This window comes from Nevskia sp. (assembly GCF_023266035.1).
Lineage (GTDB): Bacteria > Pseudomonadota > Gammaproteobacteria > Nevskiales > Nevskiaceae > Nevskia.
In genome coordinates, this window is record NZ_JAHFRY010000116.1 from 1 (window position 1) to 14,801 (window position 14,801).

The window sequence follows — 14,801 nt, forward strand, 5'->3', positions numbered from 1 at the left end:
CACAGCCTTCCGACTGACTCGCCAGCTTCAGCTCGCGGACGATCGTGCCGCGCGGCTGCGCGGCGGCAAGGTCCAGCGCCATTTGCACGATGCGGCCGCTCTTGTGGACGAGGAAGGCAAACAGCGCCCGATCCTCCGCGCGCCGATACAGACAGATGCCGTAAGCCTCGCCCTCGCCGGCCGGCAGCTTGCCAAGCACCCGCAGCACGCCGCTGCGGGGAGAGAGCGCGAACAAGCTCACGGCCGCCTGCGCAGGATCGCTGCGATCGCTGGCGGCGACCAGAACCTCGTTGACGCCGGCAATCGACACTTCACCGCGCAGATCGACGTTGTTGAGCCGGGGCGCCGGCAGAAACTGCCGCTGGCTGCCGTCGAGACCGTAGACGTACAGGCCGGCCTTCTTGTCGCTGGCAACGATCAGACTTTCGGCGGGATCAGCCGGATTGCGCCAGATCGCGGGATCGTCGGCGGCATCGTTGAGCGTCTGCACCGGTGCCGTCTGGCCGACGGCGAACACGCTGGCGGTGTCGATTTTCGGCATCGTGGCCGTGCAGGCGCCGAGCGCCATGACCGAGGCCAGCATCACCGCTCGGTGGATACCCAGACTCATCGTTTCTCCTCTCGATCAAAAAGATCGCGGACGTTATCAGGCACAAATGGCCAAACAGTGACTGGCCGCCAGCGCGGTGCCGTGCTTGGCAGACGGCCAATCAGGAAAGTTATTAGGATATTCCTCGGCGCGCCGCGTAAAGTGCGCACCCGCCAACGCGTGCGGGTCTGCCAGCAGTAAGGCCAATGTATCAATACGACGAATACGACCAGAAACTGGTCGATGAACGAGTCGCCCAGTTTCGCGACCAGACCCGGCGCTTCCTCGCCGGTGAACTCCCCGACGACGAATACCGCATGTTGCGCCTGCGCAACGGCCTGTACGTGCAGCGTTTCGCGCCGATGCTGCGGATCGCCATCCCGTATGGCCTGCTCGCCTCGAAGCAGCTGCGCATGCTCGGCCATATTGCTCGCACCTACGACAAGGGCTACGGCCATCTGACGACGCGCCAGAACCTGCAGTTCAACTGGCCGACGCTGGAATCGGTACCGGATATCCTGGCTGATCTCGCCACCGTGCAGATGCACGCGATCCAGACCAGCGGCAACTGCATCCGCAACTTCACGTCGGATCATCTGGCCGGCGTTGCTGCCGACGAGCTGGTCGATCCGCGCCCGTACTGCGAGATCGCCCGTCAGTGGGCGACCTTGCATCCCGAATTCAACTGGCTGCCGCGCAAGTTCAAGATCGCGATGAGCAGTTCGACGACCGACCGCGCAGCGACCCGCGTGCACGACATCGGCGTGCACATCATCCGTAACGAAGCCGGCGAACTGGGTTACACGATCTATGTCGGCGGTGGCCTCGGGCGCACGCCGATCATCGGCGTCAAGATTCGCGACTTCCTGCCCGAAGCCGATCTGCTCAGTTATTGCGAAGCGGTGCTGCGCGTCTACAACCGCCTCGGCCGCCGCGACAACATCTACAAGGCGCGGATCAAGATCCTGGTCAAGGAAACCGGACCGGCAAAGTTCGCCGAGATGGTCGAAGCCGAATGGGCGCAGATCAAGGATTCCTACCTGAAGCTGACCCAGGCCGATCTCGACCGGGTCAAGCAGCACTTCAGCTCGCCGGCCTATGCCGCCGACGCCGCCAGCGACACCAGCTACGCGCAGCAGCTGGCAGCGAACTCCGCGTTCGCCGCCTGGACCCGCCGCAACCTGAAGGCGCATCGTGTGCCGGGCTACTCGGCCGTGTTCGCCTCGCTGAAGGCGAAGGGCGTCGCTCCTGGCGATATCGACGCTGCACAGCTCGCTGCGGTGGCCGATCTCGCCGATCGCTACTCGTTCGGCTAAGTGAGAGTCATGCACACCCAGAATCTGGTGTTCGCCGACGTGCAGCAGAAGGATCTCTACCCACTGTGGCAGGCGCTGGCCGGCATTGGTCTGGCCACGCCGAACATCGGCCTGTTGACCGACGTGATCTGCTGCCCGGGTCTCGATTTCTGCTCGTTGTCCAACGCCAGCTCGATCGCCGTCGCCGAGGAAATCTTCGAACGCTTCGAGAACCTCGACGACCAGCACGACATCGGCGAGATGAAGCTGAACATGTCCGGCTGCATGAATGGCTGCGGCCATCACAGCGTCGGCCACATCGGCATTCTCGGCGTCGATAAGAAAGGCGAGGAGTGGTACCAGATCACCCTCGGTGGCTCATCGAGCAACGACGCCAGCCTCGGCGATCGCACCGGCCCGAGCGTGTCGCGTGCCGACATCGCCAACGCCGTGCAGAACCTGATCGAAACCTATCTAGACGTGCGGATGAGCGAGGACGAATCCTTCCTCGCCTGCTATCGCCGGGTCGGCATGCCGCCGTTCAAGACGCGGCTTTATGCCAAGGTCGAGGCTGAAGCGTGAGCACCTTGATCCGCAATCTGCGCATCGAAGCCGATGACTACGTCCTGCTCACCGATGACGCGCCACTGCCGACTTCGGGCAAGGTCATCGTCAGCCATGCGCGCTGGCTGGCCGAGCGCGATGCGCTGCTGGCGTCCGGCCTGAGCATCGGCATCAAGCTGCCGAACACCGTCGACGTTGCCACCGTGCTGCCGGAAATCGCCGAGCGGCCGCTGATCGAACTGGACTTTCCGAGCTTCCCGGACGGCCGCGCCTACTCGCAGGCCCGCCTGCTCGCCGAGCGCTTCCAGTTCAAGGGCGAACTGCGCGCCACCGGCAAGGCCGTGGTCCGCGACCAGTTCCAGTTTCTGCTTCGCTGCGGCTTCAACAGCTTCGAACTGCGCGACGGCCAGGACCCGGCCGCCTGCCTCGCCGCGGTCCACGAATTCAGCGTGCCGTACCAGCAGGCTGCCGATCATGCCGAGCCGGTGTTCCTGCGTCGCCGCGGCCTAACCGGCTGAAAACAGCATAAAAACGCGCCGCCATTCGGCCGGGTTCAAGTCGTACAATGGCGCATGACGCAGCTCTCCCGCCCGACCGCTACGGCCCCGCTGCCGATCCAGGATCGGTTCGGCCGCATTAAACGCAAGCTGCGGATTTCGCTGACTGACCGCTGCAATTTCCGCTGCCCGTACTGCATGCCGGAACGCCCCGAGTTCATGGACCGGGCCGATCGCCTCAGCCGCGTCGAGCTGTCCCGCATCCTGATGCTGTTCGTCGGCGAACTCGGCGTGAACCGGCTACGCCTGACCGGTGGCGAACCCCTGCTGCGCCGCGACCTCGAGGGCATCATCGAAGACGCGCAAGCGCTACGGCCGTTCGGCCTGGAACGCATCAGCCTGACCACCAATGCCGCGCTGCTGGAAAAGCGCGCCCCGGCATTGAAGGCCGCCGGTGTCGACGACCTGAACATCAGCCTCGATGCGATGGACCCGACGATCTTCGCCAAGCTGTCCGGCGGCCGTTCGATCAAGCCGGTGCTCGCCGGCATCGTTGCTGCCCGCGACGCCGGCATCCCGGTGAAGCTCAACGCGGTGATCATCCGCGGCATCAACGAAGGCGAGATCCTGCCGCTGGCCCGCTACGCCGCGCAGGAAAAGCTGCCGCTGCGCTACATCGAATTCATGCCGCTCGACGGCCGCGGCGAATGGACGCGCGACCGCGTGGTGCCGCAGGCCGACATCCTCGAACACCTGCGTGCCGAGTTCGCCGTCAACGCGCTGCCGCGCTCGAACGATCCGGCGGCTTATTACGAGCTCGACGACGGCAACGAAATCGGGATCATCGCGACCGTCTCCAATCCGTTCTGCGCCAGCTGCGATCGCCTGCGGATCACCGCCGACGGCTCGCTCTATCCCTGCCTGTTCTCGAAGAACGGCATCAGCCTGCGCGACCCGATGCGCAATGGCGCCGACGATGCTGCGCTGTCCAAACTCATCCGCTCGACGGTCTGGAACAAGGATGCCGGCTACGCAGCCAATCCCGGGTATTCGGATCGGCCGATTGCGATGAACTCGCTCGGAGGCTGAGCGATGCGCGTGACTGTCGAGTGTTATGGCGCGAGTGCGCGCTGGTGCGGTAGCGATGCGGTAACGCTTGAGTTGCAATCCGGCGCGACCGGCAACGACGCGCTTGATGCACTCGCCGAGCGTTATCCGGACTTCTCCGCCCGCCGCGACAGCGTCGCGATTGCCAGCGGCGATGCGATCACTTCACCGACGGCACCGCTGTTCGACGGCGACGTGATTGCGCTGATTCCGCCGGTTTCCGCTGGCTGAACGATGAGCGCCATCAAGTCCCTGCCCCGCCTCCGCGACGGCGCCCTGAACCTCGCCGACTGGCTGGTCGAAGCTCAGCCCGCCGACGCCGGCGCGCTGGCGGTGTTCGCTGGCACGGTGCGCAACGAGCATCTCGGCAATGCAGTCAGCGGCATGACCTACCACGCGCATCGCGGCCTTGCCGAAGCGCGGTTGCGCGAGATCGAAGCCGCTGCGGAAGCGCGCTTCAAGGTTCATGTGCTGGTCGCACACGCGGTCGGAGTGCTCGCGATCGGCGAGATCAGCGTCATCGTCGTGATCCGCGGCGGCCATCGCGCCGAAGCCTTCGAGGCCTGCCGCTGGACGATCGACACGATCAAGCAGGCGGTGCCGATCTGGAAGGAAGAACACTACGTCGACGGTGCCGTGCGCTTTCTCGAAGGCGTGCCGATCCAGCCGGTCGAATCACTCTGAATCAACAAGCGCGAGCCCGATGAGAGCCCAATGAGGGATGTAAGCCCCAAGGAAGTGACCCTGCGCGTAGCCGTGGCGCAAGCCGTGGTCGATGTGCCGGCCGATGTGCTGATCCGTCTGCGCGAAAAGACGCTGGACAAGGGCGATGCGCTGGAAATCTCGCGTGCCGCCGGCATTCTCGCGGCGAAGCGCACCTGGGAATTGCTGCCGCTGTGCCATCCGATTCCGGTCGAGCGGCTGGACCTTAGCTACACGTTCACCGAGACCACGGTGACCGTGCTCGTCGAGGTCGCGACCCATGCCCGCACCGGCATCGAGATGGAAGCGCTGACCGCGGCGAGCATCGCCAGTCTGTGCCTGTACGACATGCTGAAACCGCACGCCGGCACCAATCTGCGCATCCGCGATGTGCTGCTGCTGAAAAAGACCGGCGGCAAGTCCGGCGATTTCCTGCGCGCCTGAGTTGGTCCGGAGCGCGCTCCAGTCCCTGAAAGAGGAATCCGACGATGTCCGTGGAAAACACCCGCAAGCTGCTCGCTGACTACTACGGCGCCTTCAACCGCCGCGACTGGCCGACCTTTCTCGGCCTGCTGACCGACGACATCATCCATGACGTCAACCAGGGCGGCCGCGAAATCGGCAAGGACGCTTTCAATGCGTTCATGGACAAGATGAACCGCTCGTACTCCGAACAGATCGCCGACATCGTCATCAACGTCAACACCGACGGCAGCCGCGCGGCGGTGGAATTCCTGGTGCTCGGCAAGTATCTGAAGACCGACGAAGGTCTGCCGGAAGCGAATGGCCAGACCTACACCCTGCCGGCCGGCGCGTTCTTCGATATTCGCGATGGCAAGGTCGCGCGAGTGACCAACTACTACAACCTGAATGATTGGTTGAAGCAGGTCGGCGCTTAAGACGCTGGTCTCCCCTCTCCCCAAGGGAGAGGGTAAGCGGAGATTTGCAGTGCCTGAACTCAGAATCGAACAACTCCGCGGCAGCGAAATCGCCACGCAGATCGACGCACTCGCCGCCGTACGCATCGCCGTGTTCCGCGCTTTTCCGTACCTGTACGAAGGCTCGCGCGACTACGAGGCGCATTACCTCGATCTGTATGTGAAGTGCCCGCGCAGCCTGGCGATCCTGGTCTGGGATGGCGAGCGCTGCATCGGCGCGTCCACCGTGCTGCCGCTAGTCGATGCCGGCGCCGAAGCGCAGGCGCCGTTCATTGCCGGCGGCCACGCGATCGAGACGATCGACTACTTCGGCGAATCGGTGCTGCTGCCCGAGTACCGCGGCTTCGGCCTCGGCGTGAAGTTCTTCGAGCTGCGCGAAGCCCACGCCGCCGAACTGGGCCTGCAGGTCTGCGCGTTCTGCTCGGTACAGCGGCCGGACGATCACCCGATGAAGCCGGCCGGCTACGTGCCGAACGACCGCTTCTGGGGCAAGCGTGGCTATCTGAAAGCGCCGGAGATTGTCACCACGTTCTCGTGGCCGGATATCGGCGAAACCGTGTCGACCGCGAAGCCGATGACCTTCTGGCTGCGCCGTCTGCCATGAGTGCGCGCGCCTTCACTGTCGCCGCCGCGCAGTTCCCGGTGTTCTCGCCGAACGCCTGGCACGACGTCGACGCGCTGATCACGCAATGGGTGGCCGATGCTGTCGCGCAGGGTGCTGCGCTGCTGGTGTTTCCCGAATACGGCTCGATGTCGATCGCCCATCTCGATGCCGCGACGTGCTCCGATCTGCACGGCCAGATCGCCGCGATGCAGGCGCATCGCGAGGTTTGGCTGAGCTTGCACCAGCGGCTGGCGCAAGCGCATCAGGTCTACATCCTCGCCGGCAGCTATCCCTGGACGCTGGCCGATGGCCGCACGGTCAACCGCGCCTGGTTCTGCGCGCCGGATGGCCGCGCCGAGTATCAGGACAAGGCGGTGATGACCCGCTTCGAGCGCGAGCAATGGAACATCTGCAGCGAGCCACCGCTGAAGCTGTTCGATACCGCACTGGGCAGGATCGCCGTCAACATCTGCTACGACTCCGAATTCCCGCTGCTGGCCCGTGCGGCCTGCGAAGCCGGCGCCGAAATCATCCTGGTGCCGAGTTGCACCGATACCTTGGCCGGTTTCTACCGGGTGAAGGTCGGCGCCCAGGCGCGAGCGCTGGAAAACCAGTGCTATGTGATCCAGTCGCCGATCGTTGGTGAGGCCGCGTGGTCGCCAGCCGTCGACGTCAACATCGGCAGCGCTGGCGTCTATGGCCCGCCGGATCGCGGCTTTCCCGATGACGGCGTGATCGCACTCGGGCCTTTGAACGAGCCGCAATGGCTGTATGCCGAGATCGATCCGGCGAAGGTCGCCGAAGTGCGCGAGAACGGTGCCGTGCGGCCGTTCCGGCACTGGCCGGAGTCGGCGGCGGCTCTCGTCGTTCCGCTATCGCTATAAGCCCAAAGCTTCGATGACCGCACCGACGCACAAGCAGTTGCTGATCCTGCAGCGCATGGAAATGTCGCTGGTCCGCGCGGTGCTCGCCAAGCCCTCGTTCCTGATCTCGCGCGAGTACAAGCAGCTGCGTTACCTGCTGAGCTTCGCGCGGCTGCATGTGTTTGCACCCGGTGGAGTCGATGGCAGCGCGCGCCGCGAAGACGTGGAACTGGCGCAGGACCTGATCGCGCCGCTGCGCGAAAGAGTGCTGCTGGATCTGAACAAGCCGCTGAGCCATGAACGCGATCCTGAGCGACGTCTGGCCGGTGCGAATGCCGTGCTGCGCGCGTTGCATCCGAGCCTGGTGTCAGCGCGTCGGCAGCTGCTGCGTCGTCACGAAGGCAGCTTCAACGAAGCCGAGCTGGATGCCGAAGTCGGCCGCAAGGCGCTGGTCACGATCATGGGCGGCGGCGGCGGTGCCGGCTACGTCTACATCGGCGCGGCCGCGCGCCTGAGAGCCGAGCAGACCTCGTCCGACTACATCGTCGGCGCCTCGATCGGTGCGCTGATCGGCGCCTTCCTGAGCCGCGCCCGGCAGCTCGACATCGAAGCGCTGATGGCCTGGGCCAAGGGCCTGCAGACGCGGCACATCTTCGCCCGTCCCCACATTGGCGCCACCCACACGCTGCCCGGCCTGATGCGCCTGCATCTCGGCGGCATGGAAACGGCGATGCGCCATCCGGATGGCTCGCCGCTGCGGCTCAAGGATCTGGAAATTCCCTATGAAGCGGTGATCGCCGGCATGCGCACCAGCGTCTACGACCACATGCCGGCGACGATGCGCGAGCTGCTCACCGCGCAGGTGCGCAACAAGTCGCTGTCGCGGCTGGTCACCGAGCGAATGCTGCTGATCGGCACGTTCTTCAATCCACGGGTGGTCAAGCCGATTGTGCTCGGCCGTGATCCTTCGACGCGCAGTCTGCGCGTGATCGACGCCGTCGGCCTGTCCGCCGCGATTCCCGCCGTGCTGCAGTACGAGCCGAGGCGCCGCGATGCAATCAGCGACGCCGTGCTGACGCGGCTGCGCGAGGAGCACGCGGTCGCCTTGTTCGCCGATGGCGGTGTCGCCGCCAATGTGCCGGCACGCATTGCCTGGGAAGGCGTGCACAGCGGTCGCATCGGCACCCGCAACGCGTTCTATCTGGCGCTCGACTGCTTCCATCCGCAGTTCGATCCACGCCATCTGTGGCTGTGGCCGGTGACTCAGGCGATCCAGCTGCAACTGCCATCGCAACGGCCCTATTTCGACTGGCTGATGCGCTTCGAGCCGACCCTGAGCCCGCTCAATCTGCTGCCTTCGGCGAGCGATTTCGACAAGGCCTTCCAATGGGGCTGGAACCAGGCCGACGTGATGATGCCGTTCCTGCTGAAGGCACTGGAGCCTATCGAATGGGTGCCATGAACGGGATCACGGCGCGCGCTTCCTGAACAGCAGCAGCGAGAACGCGGCCGTCGTTTCAAGCTGCTCGCATTGTTCGAGCGCCGCGCGGCGCTCGGGCCGCGCCTTCCAGACGTAGGGCGTCATCGCCAGCAGCTGGCGCAACTGGGCGTTGCCGAGCGATAGCGGTGCGCGTACTTCATCGCGTGCCGTCAGCTCGAAACGATCGGCAAAGCCAGCGAGAAACTTGTCCGGCTCGTGGGCCATCACGTCCTCGAACAGCCCGGCTCGCAGCGACCACAGATGATCGGCCGCCGGCGTCACCACCAGCACGTGGCCGCCGGGTTTCAGCGCGCGGTGCATCTCGTCGATGTGCAACTGGGTGAACAGACAGCTGATGATGTCGAGCGAGGCATCGTCGACCGGCAAAGCGGCGCCGCTGCCGACGATCCAGGTAACGCCGGGATAGCGCTTCGCTGCGAGCCGGATCGCCGGCTTGGCGATGTCGAGGCCGATGACCTCAGCGGCGATCGCCGGGAACGCGCTGGTGTACCAGCCTTCGCCGCAGCCGAGGTCGAGCAGTAGGTCGGGTGCGAGCGGCGCAAGCATCGCCACCACCGCATCGCGCAGCGGACCGTAATGGCCGGCTTCGAGAAAGGCACGCCGCGCAGTGAGCGATTCCGCACTGTCACCTGGTTCCTGGCTGTGCTTCTGCTGCACCAGCAGCAGGTTCACATAGCCTTCGCGAGCAACGTCATAGCAGTGGTTGTTCGCACAGCGCCAAGTCGGCGGCTGACGAACCAGCTCGCCGCGACACAGCGGGCAGACCAGCACGGGGCGCGGCTCGCTCAGCCGATCTTCTCGAGGCCGCCAAGATAGCTGCGCAGCGCGGCCGGCACGGCGATCGTGCCATCGGCGTTCTGGTAGTTCTCGATGATCGCGACCAGGGTGCGGCCCACGGCGAGGCCGGAGCCGTTCAAGGTGTGCAGCAGCTCGGTCTTCTTGGTTTCCGGATGGCGATAACGGGCCAACATGCGTCGCGCCTGGAAGTCCTCGAAGTTCGAGCAGGAGCTGATCTCGCGATACTTGTTCTGGCTCGGCAGCCAGACCTCGATGTCGTAGGTCTTGGCCGCGTTGGCACCCATGTCGCCGGTGCATAGCACGACGGTGCGGAACGGCAGCTCGAGCTTCTTCAGGATGTTCTCGGCGTGCGCGGTCAGTTCCTCGTGCGCGGCATAGGAGGCCTCCGGCGTGGTGGCCATCACCAGCTCGACCTTCTCGAACTGATGCTGGCGAATCATGCCGCGGGTATCGCGGCCCGCCGAGCCGGCTTCGGCGCGGAAACACGGCGTATGGGCCACCCACTTCTTCGGAAGGCTTCCAGCGTCGAGAATCTCGTCGCGCAGCAGATTGGTGACCGGCACTTCGGCGGTCGGAATCAGGCCCCACTGCGCGCCCTCGCCCGGCACATTGCTCAGCCAGAAAAGGTCTTCACCGAACTTTGGCAGCTGGCCGGTGCCCCGGAACGACGCGGCATTGACGATGAACGGCACGTACAGCTCTTCGTAGCCGTGTTCGCCGACATGGACATCGAGCATGAACTGGCCGAGCGCCCGATGCAGGCGCGCCAGCTGGCCGCGCAGCACGGTGAAGCGGGCGCCGGTGAGCTTGGCGGCGGCAGCGAAATCCATCAGACCGAGCGCTTCGCCCAGATCGGCGTGATCCTTCGCGCCACTGCTTTCGAGAGGCGTGCCCCAGCGGCGGACTTCGATGTTGTCGGCTTCGCTCTTGCCGTCCGGCACCGAGGCATGGGGGACGTTGGGCAGGCTGCCGGCAAACTCGTCGAACTCGGTCTGCAGCGTGTTCAGTGCCGCTTCGTTGCCCACCAGCTGCGTCTTGATCCGTTCCATGTCGGCAAAGATCGGCGTCGCGTCTTCCCCCTTGGCCTTCGCTTGACCAATGCGCTTGGAGCCGGCGTTGCGCTCGGCCTGCAGCGCTTCGGTTTCGGTCTGCATCTGCTTGCGCTGTGCTTCCAGCGCATTGAAGCGTTCGAGATCGAAGACATAGCCGCGACGCGCCAGCTGCGCGGCAATCGCGACGGCATCGGCACGCAGGTGTTTCGGGTCAAGCATCGGTCGGCATCCGGGTAAAAAGTGCCGCGCAGTATAGCGGCGGGGCTGTAACGATCAGGCCAGCTGGCGTCCCAGCCACATGCCCATCGCGCAAGCCGCGAGGCTCAAGGTGACGTTGGCGGCGATGTTCGCGAACGCGGCCGTCGAGCTGCCATCGCGCCACAGCAATAGCGTTTCGATCGAAAACGCCGAGAACGTCGTGAAGCCGCCGAGGATGCCGGTGGTCAGGCCCAGCCGCAGCGTGTCGGACAGCGCACCAGGCTTGGTCAAGGCATACGCCGTGATCGCCCCCATCGCGAAACCGCCGACGAGGTTGACGGCCAGCGTGCCCCAGGGGAAATCGGGCGCCGCGCCGCGCAACAGGGTGGACAACAGGTAACGCGAGACTGAACCCAGTGCACCGCCCGCTGCAACCGCGAAGATCACCGTTGCATTCATGCCGCGTGCGCCCGTAACACCTTGAGACCGAGGCCCTGCTCCATCGCGTCGAAATCGCGGTCACGGTGCAGAAGCGTCAGGCCATGCTCGATGCAGAAGGTGCCGATCAGCAGGTCGATGGTCTTGCGCACCGTGATGCCCTGCGCGCGCAGCCGCCGATAGTTCTGCGCGCTGCGCAGCGCGATGTCGAAGCCAGCCATCTCATGGCTCGGCAGCGCCGCCATCAAGCTGGACACGCGGCGGAACTCGCGATCGTCACGGATGCCCTGCAGCACTTCGGTCAGGATCAGATCGCCGGTCACGACGGTGTCGCGGTCGAGCAGCTGGTCGAGCAGCTCGACCTGCGGGCCGTCGACACCGTTCAGGAAGTCGATCCAGACCGAGCTGTCGGCCACGATCACGGTTCGTGCACGGAAAGCCGGCTCGCCTCGAGATTGCCGTCCCAGGCCACCTTGCCGCGCAAGCTGCGCAACTCCTGCTGGCGCTGCATGCGCACAAGCAAGCGCAAGCCGTCTTCGACCACCTGCTTCTTGGTGCGCGCGCCGGTTGCAGCCATGGCGTCAGCCATCAAGCTGTCATCGATGTCGATATTGGTCCGCATCGGATGCCTCGGTGTGTATCGAATTACAAAATGATACACAAAATGAAATGGGGCGTCAGCGGGCCGGCTTTTGTCGCGACACCGCCCGCAGCTGCGCCAGCCGCTCGCCGATCTTGATTTCAAGGCCGCGCGGTACCGGGCTGTAGAACTCGGTGCCGATCAGCGCGTCGGGCAGGAACTGCTGGCCGGCGGCGACGCCATCGGCTTCGTCATGGTCGTAGCGATAGCCATCGCCGTAGCCGAGGCCCTTCATCAGCTTGGTCGGCGCATTGCGGATGTGCATCGGCACTTCCAGCGAACCGTGCTTTTCGACGGCCGCGCGAACGTTCTTGTACGCGCGATAGACCGCGTTGCTCTTCGGTGCCACGGCCAGATAGACGACCGCCTGCGCCAGCGCCAGTTCGCCTTCCGGGCTGCCGAGCCGCTCGTAGGTGTCCCAGGCCGAAATGCACATGGCCTGCGCGCGCGGATCGGCAAGGCCGATGTCCTCGACGCTCATGCGCAGCACGCGGCGCGCGAGATAGCCGGGATCGACGCCGCCATCGAGCATCCGCGCGAACCAGTACAGCGCCGCATCGGGATCGCTGCCGCGTACCGATTTATGCAGCGCGCTGATCTGGTCGTAGAAGTTCTCGCCCTGCTTGTCGAAGCGGCGCAGACCACGCCCGATCAATTGATCGAGCAGCGCGTCGTCCTTCTTGCCGGCGGCACGGCTCAGTTCGACGGCGGTTTCGAGCAGGATCAGCGCACGGCGCGCGTCGCCATCGGCAGAATCGGCGATACGCTCGATCCAGGCCTCGGGCAATGCATCGGCCGCCTCGCCCATGCCGCGCTCGGGCTCAGTGAGCGCCCGGCGCAGCAGCGCGCTGATCGCATCGCTATCGAGCGAGCGCAGCACGAACACGCGCAGCCGGCTGAGCAGCGCGCCGTTCAGTTCGAAGCTCGGGTTTTCCGTGGTCGCGCCGATCAGGGTGACCGTGCCGTCCTCGACATACGGCAGCAAGGCGTCCTGCTGGCTCTTGTTGAAGCGATGGATTTCGTCGATGAACAGGACGGTGCGGCGCGGCGGCTTGGCATTGCGCTCCATCTGCGCATTGACCATCGCTTCACGGATGTCCTTCACGCCGGCCATCACTGCCGACAAGGTCAGGAACTGCGCGTCCGAGTGATTGGCGATCAGCCGCGCCAAGGTGGTCTTGCCGACACCGGGTGGGCCCCAGAAGACGATCGATGGAATGCGGCCGGATTCCATCGCCACCCGCAACGGCGAGCCTGGCCCGAGCACGTGCGCCTGGCCGACGACTTCGTCGAGCGTGCGCGGGCGCATCCGCTCCGCCAACGGCGCGTGCGCGTTCAGGGCTGCGTCCGCACGCTCACGCATCACGGCGAGCCGCGAGGCGATTCATCAGGGCGTTGCAACACCAGCCTTCGGCGGGCTGTCGCCATCGACCACTTCCGTGCCCTTCGGCGGCACGAACTTGAACTGCGTGTCGTCGATCTTCTGATTGGTCTTGATCGCGCTGAATTTCACTTCCGACGAGCCGCCGATCGGGTCTTCGAAGCGCATCCGCTGCGGCGCGCCAGCCTTGTCGAGCGTCAGTTCGATCAGCTTGAAATCACCGTCCTTGGCTTTCGGCAGCAGGCGCACGATACGGGCGTCGCCTTCGCTGCCGCCGTCCTGTACGACGAAAGCCTCGCTGAGGCCGCCGCGCTGGGACAGCAGCGCCGCCGGCGTGCCGGCCAACGCGTCACGAGCATTGCGCACGGTGACTTGGTTCAAATCGGGATCGAACGCCCAGAGCTTCACGCCATCGCAGATCGACAACTGCTCGTAAGGCTTTTCGTAGGCCCAGCGAAAGCGGCCGACGCCGGTCTTCGCCGATGCTGGCGGACGGGCAAGGAGGAACATGCCGCTGCTGCGGGCCGTGACCTTGTTGCGATCGTCGGTCTGGGTCTGCTCGAAGTGCGCCTCGAAGGTCTGCACGCCGTCGACGAAGCGCTTCAGCGCGTCTTGCGCAGAATCAGCGCCAGCAGCGGACGCAGCTGTCGACGACAGAAGCAGGACAGCCAGCAGCGATGACAGCGATCGGATCATGGGAGGCCACGGGGTACGAAGAGTGAGACCGTGAAATTATCGCCTGTCGGCTGAAGCCCCGCTGAGCGGCTTCGCCGCGCCGTGTCGATTCAGCCAACAGAAACGGAAAAAGGCCCCGAAGGGCCTTTTCCTTACCGCCAGGAAACGTGTCGCTTACTTCGTTTCGAGAACCTTCTTCAGGTTGTCGAGACCGCCGGTGTAGACGCCTTCGATGGTCGTCGTCGCGGTCGCGTCGTCGGCGCCCTTGGCCTTGAACTTGCTCGACCAGGTAACGGTGCTGCCGGCGCCTTCGGCGGCGACGGTGAGCGTCGACGCGTAGTCGCTGACCGGCAGCGGGCCTTCGATGATTTCATACGAGAAGGACTTGGCGGCGTCGTCCAGCGCGGTCAGCTTTTCCTTGATCGTGCTCGGGGTTTCGCCGGCCAGCGTCAGCTGACGCACGGCACCGACGGTGTTGTTGGTGCCTTCGACGATTTCCGACTTGGCGATCGCCGGGTGCCAGGTGTTCATGCCGTTGAAGTCCTTGACCTTGGCCCAGACGGCGTCGGCCGGGGCAGCGATCGAGACCGACTTGCTGACCGACAGTTCTGCACCGGCGGCGGCCGGTGCAGCTTCAGCAGCCGGGGCAGCTTCGGCCGGAGCGGCTTCCGGAGCCGGGGCTGGCTTGCAGCCAGCGGCGAGAACGGAGACCAGCGTGACGGCAGCAGCGGCGTAAATCGACTTCATGGATTGAATCCTCTCAAGGAATTTAAATGGTGCAGATCGGGATGTGTGCCCCTTTGCGCCCGGCACCGATCGACGTCGATACTCACGCAAGGCCGCGTAATCTGCCACAGCAGCCCTGTTCGGGAAAGCGGGAGATCTCCCGGCTGCCCCGCCGAGGTGCTCAATCCCGGCCGCCAGGCCCGAGGATTTCGCGATTGCCGCCGGGGCCGGAC

General features: G+C 65.0%; 18 protein-coding genes and 1 pseudogene. 10 read left to right on the plus strand and 9 right to left on the minus strand.

Features of this window, described 5'->3' with window-relative positions; all coding sequences use genetic code 11:
• Nucleotides 1-610 (minus strand): phytase (locus Q0D45_RS16425; protein ID WP_293395141.1); only part of this gene is annotated, 610 nt, incomplete at its 3' end.
• 185 nt (nucleotides 611-795) lie between these two features.
• On the opposite strand from Q0D45_RS16425, the pseudogene Q0D45_RS16430 reads away from it, so the two are divergent.
• The 10 genes and pseudogenes from Q0D45_RS16430 (at nucleotide 796) to Q0D45_RS16480 (ending at nucleotide 8,621) form a co-directional block, all read left to right on the plus strand.
• Nucleotides 796-2,466: pseudogene (locus Q0D45_RS16430) on the plus strand (nitrite/sulfite reductase).
• Nucleotides 2,463-2,966: a DUF934 domain-containing protein gene (locus tag Q0D45_RS16440; protein ID WP_293395149.1), complete on the plus strand. Its 504-nt coding sequence runs from the start codon at nucleotides 2,463-2,465 to the stop codon at nucleotides 2,964-2,966. Before Q0D45_RS16430 ends, Q0D45_RS16440 begins: the two are co-directional and overlap by 4 nt.
• A 54-nt stretch (nucleotides 2,967-3,020) precedes the next feature.
• The gene (gene moaA / locus Q0D45_RS16445) at nucleotides 3,021-4,034 is read left to right on the plus strand and encodes a GTP 3',8-cyclase MoaA (RefSeq protein WP_293395152.1); all 1,014 of its coding nucleotides are present in this window, start codon (nucleotides 3,021-3,023) and stop codon (nucleotides 4,032-4,034) included.
• A gap of 3 nt (nucleotides 4,035-4,037) precedes the next feature.
• Nucleotides 4,038-4,283, plus strand: coding sequence for a MoaD/ThiS family protein (locus Q0D45_RS16450; RefSeq protein WP_293395155.1), 246 nt, complete (start codon nucleotides 4,038-4,040; stop codon nucleotides 4,281-4,283).
• 3 nt (nucleotides 4,284-4,286) lie between these two features.
• Nucleotides 4,287-4,736, plus strand: coding sequence for a molybdenum cofactor biosynthesis protein MoaE (locus Q0D45_RS16455; protein ID WP_293395157.1), 450 nt, complete (start codon nucleotides 4,287-4,289; stop codon nucleotides 4,734-4,736).
• Nucleotides 4,737-4,766: 30 nt separating this feature from the next.
• On the plus strand, nucleotides 4,767-5,198 hold the full coding sequence (gene moaC, locus Q0D45_RS16460; protein WP_293395159.1) for a cyclic pyranopterin monophosphate synthase MoaC: 432 nt from the start codon (nucleotides 4,767-4,769) through the stop codon (nucleotides 5,196-5,198).
• Nucleotides 5,199-5,242: 44 nt separating this feature from the next.
• A complete protein-coding gene (locus Q0D45_RS16465; RefSeq protein WP_293395161.1) occupies nucleotides 5,243-5,653 on the plus strand; it encodes a ketosteroid isomerase-related protein in 411 nt (136 codons plus the stop codon).
• Nucleotides 5,654-5,702: 49 nt separating this feature from the next.
• Nucleotides 5,703-6,296 (plus strand): GNAT family N-acetyltransferase, encoded by a 594-nt coding sequence (locus Q0D45_RS16470; RefSeq protein ID WP_293395163.1) that lies wholly within the window; start codon nucleotides 5,703-5,705, stop codon nucleotides 6,294-6,296.
• Nucleotides 6,293-7,180 carry a carbon-nitrogen hydrolase family protein gene (locus tag Q0D45_RS16475; protein WP_293395166.1) on the plus strand — a complete coding sequence of 296 codons (888 nt, stop codon included), beginning with the start codon at nucleotides 6,293-6,295 and terminating at the stop codon, nucleotides 7,178-7,180. The genes Q0D45_RS16470 and Q0D45_RS16475 overlap by 4 nt, the downstream gene beginning before the upstream one ends.
• Before the next feature lie 13 nt (nucleotides 7,181-7,193).
• Nucleotides 7,194-8,621 carry a patatin-like phospholipase family protein gene (locus Q0D45_RS16480; protein ID WP_293395169.1) on the plus strand — a complete coding sequence of 476 codons (1,428 nt, stop codon included), beginning with the start codon at nucleotides 7,194-7,196 and terminating at the stop codon, nucleotides 8,619-8,621.
• Nucleotides 8,622-8,627: 6 nt separating this feature from the next.
• On the opposite strand, the gene Q0D45_RS16485 is transcribed toward Q0D45_RS16480, so the two are convergent.
• From Q0D45_RS16485 to Q0D45_RS16520, 8 genes are all read right to left on the minus strand, one after another.
• Nucleotides 8,628-9,431, minus strand: coding sequence for a putative RNA methyltransferase (locus tag Q0D45_RS16485; protein ID WP_293395171.1), 804 nt, complete (start codon nucleotides 9,429-9,431; stop codon nucleotides 8,628-8,630).
• Between the two features lie 14 nt (nucleotides 9,432-9,445).
• A complete protein-coding gene (serS, locus tag Q0D45_RS16490; RefSeq protein WP_293395174.1) occupies nucleotides 9,446-10,729 on the minus strand; it encodes a serine--tRNA ligase in 1,284 nt (427 codons plus the stop codon).
• Nucleotides 10,730-10,783: 54 nt separating this feature from the next.
• Entirely contained in the window at nucleotides 10,784-11,167 is a 384-nt protein-coding gene (crcB, locus tag Q0D45_RS16495; RefSeq protein WP_293395177.1) for a fluoride efflux transporter CrcB, read from the minus strand.
• Nucleotides 11,164-11,568: a PIN domain nuclease gene (locus Q0D45_RS16500; RefSeq protein WP_366946481.1), complete on the minus strand. Its 405-nt coding sequence runs from the start codon at nucleotides 11,566-11,568 to the stop codon at nucleotides 11,164-11,166. Before Q0D45_RS16500 ends, crcB begins: the two co-directional genes overlap by 4 nt.
• Complete coding sequence (locus Q0D45_RS16505) at nucleotides 11,565-11,768, minus strand: type II toxin-antitoxin system VapB family antitoxin (RefSeq protein ID WP_293395183.1); 204 nt, start codon at nucleotides 11,766-11,768, stop codon at nucleotides 11,565-11,567. The genes Q0D45_RS16500 and Q0D45_RS16505 overlap by 4 nt, the downstream gene beginning before the upstream one ends.
• Nucleotides 11,769-11,823: 55 nt before the next feature.
• On the minus strand, nucleotides 11,824-13,149 hold the full coding sequence (locus tag Q0D45_RS16510) for a replication-associated recombination protein A (protein ID WP_293395186.1): 1,326 nt from the start codon (nucleotides 13,147-13,149) through the stop codon (nucleotides 11,824-11,826).
• Nucleotides 13,150-13,173: 24 nt separating this feature from the next.
• Complete coding sequence (gene lolA, locus Q0D45_RS16515; protein ID WP_293395189.1) at nucleotides 13,174-13,863, minus strand: outer membrane lipoprotein chaperone LolA; 690 nt, start codon at nucleotides 13,861-13,863, stop codon at nucleotides 13,174-13,176.
• Between the two features lie 153 nt (nucleotides 13,864-14,016).
• On the minus strand, nucleotides 14,017-14,589 hold the full coding sequence (locus tag Q0D45_RS16520) for an SRPBCC family protein (RefSeq protein WP_293395192.1): 573 nt from the start codon (nucleotides 14,587-14,589) through the stop codon (nucleotides 14,017-14,019).
• Nucleotides 14,590-14,801 lie beyond the last annotated feature (212 nt).